10 protein-coding genes and 1 tRNA gene are annotated in these 7,694 nt (G+C 48.2%); 6 read left to right on the top strand and 5 right to left on the bottom strand.

The genetic code is table 11. The annotated features are described in order from the left end of the window. Positions 1 to 188 precede the first annotated feature (188 nt). A tRNA-Ser gene (locus EHN07_RS04125) sits at positions 189 to 276 on the bottom strand. 205 nt (positions 277 to 481) lie between these two features. On the opposite strand from EHN07_RS04125, the gene ghrA reads away from it, so the two are divergent. The 4 genes from ghrA (at position 482) to EHN07_RS04105 (ending at position 3,437) form a co-directional block, all read left to right on the top strand. Further along, positions 482 to 1,423 carry a glyoxylate/hydroxypyruvate reductase GhrA gene (ghrA, locus tag EHN07_RS04120; protein ID WP_124022929.1) on the top strand — a complete coding sequence of 314 codons (942 nt, stop codon included), beginning with the start codon at positions 482 to 484 and terminating at the stop codon, positions 1,421 to 1,423. Positions 1,424 to 1,505: 82 nt separating this feature from the next. After that, on the top strand, positions 1,506 to 2,243 hold the full coding sequence (locus tag EHN07_RS04115) for a phosphatase (RefSeq protein ID WP_167467275.1): 738 nt from the start codon (positions 1,506 to 1,508) through the stop codon (positions 2,241 to 2,243). Between the two features lie 37 nt (positions 2,244 to 2,280). Next, positions 2,281 to 2,835 (top strand): TorD/DmsD family molecular chaperone, encoded by a 555-nt coding sequence (locus EHN07_RS04110; RefSeq protein WP_124022928.1) that lies wholly within the window; start codon positions 2,281 to 2,283, stop codon positions 2,833 to 2,835. Positions 2,836 to 2,942: 107 nt separating this feature from the next. Next, positions 2,943 to 3,437 (top strand): DUF1097 domain-containing protein, encoded by a 495-nt coding sequence (locus EHN07_RS04105; RefSeq protein ID WP_124022927.1) that lies wholly within the window; start codon positions 2,943 to 2,945, stop codon positions 3,435 to 3,437. 115 nt (positions 3,438 to 3,552) lie between these two features. Here the strand turns inward: EHN07_RS04105 and csgG are convergent, their stop codons facing one another. Genes csgG through csgD form a run of 4 tightly spaced genes read right to left on the bottom strand, consistent with a single transcriptional unit; the run spans position 3,553 to position 5,912 of the window. After that, positions 3,553 to 4,386 (bottom strand): curli production assembly/transport protein CsgG, encoded by an 834-nt coding sequence (gene csgG / locus EHN07_RS04100; protein WP_124022926.1) that lies wholly within the window; start codon positions 4,384 to 4,386, stop codon positions 3,553 to 3,555. Positions 4,387 to 4,426: 40 nt separating this feature from the next. Next, on the bottom strand, positions 4,427 to 4,843 hold the full coding sequence (gene csgF, locus EHN07_RS04095) for a curli production assembly/transport protein CsgF (protein ID WP_124022925.1): 417 nt from the start codon (positions 4,841 to 4,843) through the stop codon (positions 4,427 to 4,429). Between the two features lie 9 nt (positions 4,844 to 4,852). Continuing rightward, positions 4,853 to 5,242 carry a curli production assembly/transport protein CsgE gene (gene csgE / locus EHN07_RS04090; RefSeq protein WP_124022924.1) on the bottom strand — a complete coding sequence of 130 codons (390 nt, stop codon included), beginning with the start codon at positions 5,240 to 5,242 and terminating at the stop codon, positions 4,853 to 4,855. 4 nt (positions 5,243 to 5,246) lie between these two features. After that, positions 5,247 to 5,912: a biofilm master transcriptional regulator CsgD gene (gene csgD, locus EHN07_RS04085; RefSeq protein WP_124022923.1), complete on the bottom strand. Its 666-nt coding sequence runs from the start codon at positions 5,910 to 5,912 to the stop codon at positions 5,247 to 5,249. 779 nt (positions 5,913 to 6,691) lie between these two features. Here csgD and csgB point away from each other — a divergent pair. Beyond that, positions 6,692 to 7,147, top strand: coding sequence for a curli minor subunit CsgB (gene csgB, locus EHN07_RS04080; RefSeq protein WP_124022922.1), 456 nt, complete (start codon positions 6,692 to 6,694; stop codon positions 7,145 to 7,147). 47 nt (positions 7,148 to 7,194) lie between these two features. Further along, positions 7,195 to 7,665, top strand: a complete 471-nt coding sequence (gene csgA / locus EHN07_RS04075; RefSeq protein ID WP_124022921.1) for a curli major subunit CsgA — start codon at positions 7,195 to 7,197, stop codon at positions 7,663 to 7,665. The last annotated feature ends 29 nt before the right edge of the window (positions 7,666 to 7,694 follow it).

Here is a 7,694-nt window from a genome sequence, read left to right as displayed (position 1 = left end):
TGAAATATGGCGGTGAGAGAAGGGCTGATTCGCTGCGCTCACCCTGCGGGCGTCATGGTCGCAAGCGCCCCTGACGTCCAAATGCTGAAGCATTTGTCGAACCTCGGGTCGAGGGTTCTCACCCGTCTCTCCACGGGTTACGGGCGAAAAAAAAGTCTGAACGTGAATTCAGACTTTCTTTTGAAATATGGCGGTGAGAGAGGGGTTCGAACCCTCGATACGTTGCCGTATACACACTTTCCAGGCGTGCTCCTTCAGCCACTCGGACACCTCACCGTTTTGTTGTTCCTGGACCACCGGAACGGGCGCTAATGTAAGGAAAAGCGCGCGCGGCGTCAATTCCCTTTTTAAAGAACGCGGTGCGTTTAGCCAAACTTCAGGCAATTTGCTGCTTAATACAGCAGCAGCGCGGATTTTTTATTACTTTCATCTCATGTATTGTTAAGCATTGCGCGTAACTCTAAGAAAAAATGGAGAAAGCATGGATATCATTTTTCACCACCCGACCTTTAATCCGCAGTTTTGGATCGACGGCATGCAGCAGCAGCTTCCCGGTGCCAGGGTCCGCCAGTGGTACCCTGGTGACAGCCAGCCTGCTGATTATGCGCTGGTCTGGCATCCGCCGGTAGAAATGCTCAGCGGGCGCGAGACGTTAAAAGGGGTATTTGCCCTGGGGGCGGGGGTGGACTCTATTCTGAGCAAACTTCAGGCCTATCCGGATATGCTGGCGCAGGGGGTTCCGTTATTTCGTCTTGAAGACACCGGCATGGCGCTACAAATGCAGGAGTATGCGGTCAGTCAGGTTCTGCACTGGTTCCGCCGCTTCGATGATTATCAGGCGCTAAAGCTGCAGGCAAAATGGCTGCCGCTGGAGGATTATCGCCGCGAAGACTTTACCATCGGTCTGCTCGGTGCCGGCGTATTGGGAGGAAAAGTGGCCGAAAGCCTGGCCGCGTGGGGGTTCCCGGTGCGTTGCTGGAGCCGCAGCAAAAAAGAGTATCCGGGCGTCAGCAGTTTTGCCGGTGCCGAACAACTCGATGAGTTCCTGAACGGCACGCGCGTGTTGATTAACCTGCTGCCGAATACCCCGCAAACCGTCGGTATTATTAATCGTCAACTGCTTAATAAGCTGGCGGATGAAGCTTTTGTTATGAACCTGGCGCGTGGCGTGCACCTGGTCGAAAATGATTTACTGGCGGCCCTTGAGAGCGGGAAGGTAAAAGGGGCGATGCTTGATGTGTTTGCCCAGGAGCCTTTGCCTGCTGAAAACCCGCTGTGGAAGCATCCTCGTATTGCCATCACCCCTCATCTGGCGGCGGTGACTCGTCCTGTGGAAGCCATGGAATATATTGCTAAAACCATTCGCCAGATTGAAAACGGTGAGTCGCCGGGCGGCCAGGTTTCTTTGCATCACGGTTATTAAATGTTCAGCCCGGCCTGAGTCGGGCTAAAAAACAACGGTGATAGCTGCTATCCTTGCGGGAAAGAGAAAAAAGGAGAGAATAATGTATCCCGTTGACCTGCATATGCACACCGTCGCCAGCACCCACGCTTACAGCACCCTTCATGACTATATAGCGATTGCCAAAAGCAAAGGTATCAAGCTGTTTGCTATTACCGATCACGGCCCGGATATGGCCGACGCGCCGCATTACTGGCATTTTGTGAATATGCGTATCTGGCCGCGAGTGGTCGATGGCGTCGGTATTTTGCGTGGCATTGAAGCCAATATTAAAAATATCGCCGGGGAGATCGACTGTACCGGCCCGATGCTGGAATCTCTGGATCTGATTATTGCAGGTTTCCATGAGCCTGTGTTTCCGCCTCAGGATAGCGCCACTCATACCGAGGCGATGATTGCCGCGATGGCGAGCGGCAATGTCCATATTATCAGCCATCCCGGCAACCCTAAATTCCCGGTCGATATTACGGCTATCGCTCAGGCGGCGGCGAAGTATCATGTTGCGCTGGAGCTGAATAACTCCTCGTTTAACCATTCGCGCAGGGGCAGCGGCCCGAATTGCCGCGCCATTGCCGCAGCGGTGCGCGATGCCGGAGGCTGGCTATCGTTGGGATCTGACTCCCACACGGCCTTTACCCTTGGGGATTTTGATGAATGCCGCAAGATTCTGGCAGAAGTTGAGTTCCCGCAAGAGCGTATTCTGAATGTTTCAGTGCGTCGCCTGCTCGGCTTCCTTGAATCACGCGGCATGGAGCCGATCGAAGAATTCGCCACACTTTAATATTCCCTATGAAATTTCGACTAAATGGATCGTTAGCATGAATGAGTTTTCAATTATCTGCCGTATTTTAGGATCGCTCTACTACCGTCAACCTCAGGACCCGCTGTTAGTGCCGCTGTTGACCCTGATCCGCGAAGGTAAACTGGCAGAACACTGGCCGCTGGAGCAAGATGAGCTGCTGGCTCGTCTGCAGCAAAGCTGCGATCCGCAACGGCTAGCCGCCGACTACAATGCGTTATTTATCGGCGAAGAGTGCAGCGTGCCGCCATATCGTAGCGCGTGGATTGCCGATAGTGCGGAAGGAGAGGTGCGAGAGTTTCTGAAACTTCGCGGTATGCCGCTCAGCGACACGCCAGCCGATCATTTTGGCACCCTGCTGCTGGCGGCCTCCTGGCTGGAAGATCAGTCGCAGGAAGACGAGTTTGAAGCGCAGATCCGTCTGTTTGACGACTATCTGCTGCCGTGGGCGGGGACGTTCCTTGGTAAAGTTGAAGCGCATGCCACAACGCCATTCTACCGTACGCTGGCCGCGATCAGCCGCGAAGCTATTCAGGCGATGCGTGACGAGCTGGAAGAAGAGCATGAAGAGTAGCTTGACGTGATTTGCTTCACATTAAAAATGCAACCTTGATTTATGGTTTACAAAAAGTGTGCGTCAGATCGTAGCTGGGTGAAAAGGCTCTGCTATGATACGGCGCTATGAACATACTTATTTCTCTGGCATTGACCACCGGTATTCTTTCCGGCCTGTGGGGTTGGGTGGCGGTAAGCCTCGGCCTTCTTAGCTGGGCGGGTTTCCTTGGCTGTACCGCATACTTTGCCTGTCCGCAGGGCGGGATCAAAGGGCTCTTCATTTCTGCCTGTACCCTATGCAGCGGCGTGCTTTGGGCGCAGGTGATCGTTCACAGCAGCGCGCTGGCGCCGCAGCTGGAGATTGTGGGCTATATGGTGACAGGCGTTGTGGCATTTCTGATGTGCATTCAGGCGAAACATACGCTGTTGTCGTTTGTACCAGGGACCTTTATCGGGGCTTGCGCGACCTTTGCAGGCCAGGGGGAGTGGCGAATGGTTATCCCTTCTTTATTGCTGGGGCTGGTTTTTGGTTTTGCGATGAAAAATAGCGGGCTGTGGCTTGCGGCGCGTCAAGCGAAAGCGGAAACTCAGGTGCTGTCAGCTAAAAAGCTAGCCGAATAATACAAAAACCAGCCGTGGCTGGTTTTAGAGCAATAGCCGCAAAAATAGCCGCAAAGAAGGAAAAACTGCTTTTCTCTCTTTGCCAGCTATCTCGCTTTTTCTTCGCGCCTGCCTATCAGGACTCCGGAGGGACCGACATCTCTCGGTATTTCGCGAGTACCGGGTGGTTAATATCCTGCGGGTTTTGCAGATCCCACAGGCCGCGGTTAATACCATCATTAACCAGATAAATCACCCCGGTTTCAATTGCTGACATCAGGCACATCATCACCGGTTCATTAGTGGTATAGCCGATTTCACCTTCCAGCAGCCGCTGATAATCGACGAAACGGAATACCCCGGCCTGCACTTCATAAGACAAAATTGTTTTGCTGGTATTCACCGACGACAACACCTCGCCGGTGCTGACGTTGACCACGCGTAAGTTCACTGCAATTTGGTCCAGCTGGTATTGCGTTTCGCCGCCGATACCAAAATATCTGGCGCCCACGCCACCGGATTTCACGTTACTTTCGTAGCCGATAATCGAGCCTTCAACCATCACGTTTGCCGCCATTAAAGATTCAAGCGGTCGACGGTTATTCTCTGCTACGGTCCCGTTTTCCTGGGCTGCACGAATAATCTTGCGTTCGTTTAACAGATTTTGCAGGCCCTGACGCTCCAGAGGAATAAACCAGCGTGAATCTTTTAATGCCGTGACCAGCATAGAGGTCGCACTCTGTGGTACCGCCGTTGAGAAGTTACTTGCGGGATAGGGTTTAAATTGCCCGGTTTCATCCTGAATATTATAAACCGAGACAAACAGCTTACCTTTTGATTCCGGTAAATGGGTTAAATCACGATAGCTTTGCGCCCGCGGCATAAGGGTAGGTTTTGCCGCTTCTTTAGGTGGTGCGGTTAAACAGCCACTTAATAAACACACCGCTACGATAAGCAATAAACGCTGCATGATGTTTATCCTTAAATACTTTTTGATTATTTAAGACTCACTAGAAGTCAGCAGATGAATTCTGTAAGCCAGCAACCTGAATAGTGGATGTTTTCCCTGTTTTACGGTCCGTCACATTTAATTGCAGCTGGCCGTCAGCGTTAGCGATATCAACGATAAAATCATTGGTTACCATACGCCCGGGCTTGCCGGTATTAATGTTGCTTAGCAAGCCACCCAATAACTGCGACTGAATGGCCTGGGTAAAGTTATCCAGCGCCGATGGGGTTTCAATCCCAAAATCATCATCAAAGCTGGGATCTTTATAGGAGTTCTGCGCTTGCGCGGAGTTAAGTAAAAAAGAGCCGTTATTCGGGTTGCCACCAAAATTCGGATTAGTGAACTGGAATTGCATATTTCCGCCCCATGCAAGGGGGGAGAGGAGCAGCAAAGACAAAACTGCATCAGTGATACGCATGACTGCCTCCTAAAATTCGTCGCTGGTTAAATCGCCGGTGCTCAACAATGCTTTGTCAATTTGCCGGCGGTTAATTGCTTCTTCGGTTTGAACCAGTGCGAGATTGACGTTGCGGTCAAAGTCGCGTTTAGAGGGGAATAAAAAAGACTGAAATATGACATCCTGATCGACAGTAATGGTGATCCAGCTTCCCCAACGGGCACTGGGTCGCTCATTTATCGTTAAATTTCCGGTAAAACTACTTTCCCACCTGTCGCTAAAGGCACGATAAAAATCGTGTCCCACAGAAGAAACAGTATGGTCCGTTAGTAATCCGGGAACCTCCACTTCTACGGCGTGAGCGCCCCTGCTGGCGCAAAGTAAAACGGATGCCAGCAGTAAAGCCGCATGTTTTTTCATTGTTCTATCGCCTGAGGTTATCGTTTGCCCAGAAAACCGCCTGAGTGCGGTTCTTGACGGATATTTTCTTGAAAAGATTATAGAGATGGGTTTTTACCGTGTTTTCACTTATAAATAACGACTGAGCGATTTCGATATTTGATGCGCCAATACGTAATTTATTAAGTATTTCCTTTTCACGGTGCGTTAAAAGAGAGGACTCGACGTTATTGAAACGATAGTTACCCGAGTGGTTAATCAGGTAGCTGGCTAATTTTTGTGAAAAGTAGCACTCTCCATCCATGACCCCACGAATCCCTTCCACCACTCTTGGCCCTTCTTCTGACATATAAAACACCCCATTAATATGTGGCCAGCTTTCTATGTCACGAAACTGATACTCTTCAGGGGTATTTAACAGCAACAGCTTAATGCTGTTATGTTTACGACTTAAATTGTCCTGCCAGTAGTTAATCAGCTTTTTATCGGCTTCAACCATATCGAAAAGCACCACCACGTTACCCACTACATCCTGAAGAGAACGTTGAATATTGTGAAGTTTACCATTTATAGCAAGTGAAGACTTCAGGTGCTGTAATAACGCGGTGGCTTGTAGCGATGGTTTGGTGATCAACAACAATGACTGACCGCTTAACGTCTGGCTATTCATTGCATGGACTTCATTAAACATGATGAAACTCCGTCCGAGTTTGCGCATCAATCAGCTGAATTAACAGAAAGTTAATTCACCAGAAGTACTGATAGATGCTGCATTGCTGTGAGTAAAGAAAATATAACACCGTCAAATAACGCTAAATTGCGCTCTGACTTAATGTGTTAAACAAAATGTTACTGCTGATTTCAATCTAGCGGTTACTAATCTTAAAGCAAGTGTTAAAGCTGTTACGTAATGTAACTATAGATATTTAAATGTTTCATGGTGGTTTTTTTATTATTTGTGTTTAATGATAAAGTTGTACATAAATTAGTATTTGCATAGTTTTAAAAATCATACAAATAAAATTATCGTATTGATATTTAATGATTTGTTTGTTTTTCGTCATCATTTAATTAGCTGTGGTAAATGTAAAATTTCAGCCTTTCGCTGTCTGAAGGTGTTCAGCTTAAGAAAAATCACCTCCGTGACAATGAGAGTGGTAAAAATTACTGTTGCATGCCGCTACAGCCCAGGGGAAGTAAGTTGGATTTACTTAATATGATGCTTTCAAGAAGCTTTGGTGTTAATTGAAAGGTAACTCTCTGATATATTCTATTTTGTATTGATCTCATACTTTGTTATCAGTGGAAATATAAAAATACAACCTGCGGGTGAGATGTTTTTAATCTTTCACCAGACATACTCAATTCCGTGATGCAGCGATGAGCATTCATTGTTAGCGTTAACAGATGGTCAGCTTTATAAATTGTAATTGCTATTTTAATAACGATATCCAGGTCCAGGGTGACAACATGAAAAACGGCTCGTTATTTGTGATGTTAGCATTGCTGGGGACGCCTGGTTATGTATTTGCGAATACTTCTGACCTCGCAAAATCGGAATATAGCTTTGTTACCAATGAATTAAGCAAAGCTTCATTCAATCAGGCAGCAATAGTCGGTCAATATGGCACTAACAACAGTGCCCGTGTTGGCCAAAATGGAACCCGGCAGCTGGCGGTTATTAATCAGAGTGGTTCTGGTAACCGTACGAACGTCGAACAATCAGGGAGTTACAATGTTGCTTATATTTCGCAATCAGGCTACGGCAATGATGCGGATATTCAGCAGCAGTCTGCGGGTAATACTGCACTTATTATTCAGAAAGGTTCTGCTAATCGGGCAAGTATTATTCAACAAGGCACGCAAAAATCAGCAATTGTTGTACAGAAACAGTCCCAAATGGCAGTCCGCGTTATCCAACGTTAGCCGCCGATCGTTTGGACTAACATTCTCAATACAATGGGGGTTTCACCATGAACTTTATCAAAATCGCAGCAATAGCAGCAGTGGTGGTTTCAAGTAGTGCAATGGCTTCAGATTTGCAATTTTCATACCCAGGCCATGGTAATAACGGCAACAACGGCAACGGTAACGGTAATAATAATGGCCCGGAATCCAGCATGAAGGTCTATCAGCATGGGGCAAATAACAGCGTTACTGCCCTGCAGGCTGATGCCCGTAAATCATCCCTTGATATTAAACAATATGGCTCTTCGAATGGTGCAGATGTTGGGCAGGGCGCGGATAACGCATCTATCGACCTGCTGCAAAAAGGTAGGGGTAATAATGCCACCATTGACCAGTGGGAAGCCAAAGGCTCGACGATTGACGTGAGCCAGTATGGAGCTCGCAACGGTGCGGTTGTTAACCAGACTGCCGCCTCCTCTTCCGTTGAGCTGACGCAAATTGGTCATAATAACCGCGCGAATCTACAACAGCATTAATTGAGATGCTGCACGATTAAAAACAGGGC

The organism is Buttiauxella warmboldiae (assembly GCF_003818135.1).
GTDB lineage: Bacteria > Pseudomonadota > Gammaproteobacteria > Enterobacterales > Enterobacteriaceae > Buttiauxella > Buttiauxella warmboldiae.
Note: the sequence above shows the minus strand (reverse complement) of the source record. Positions and strands in the feature narration are given on the sequence as shown.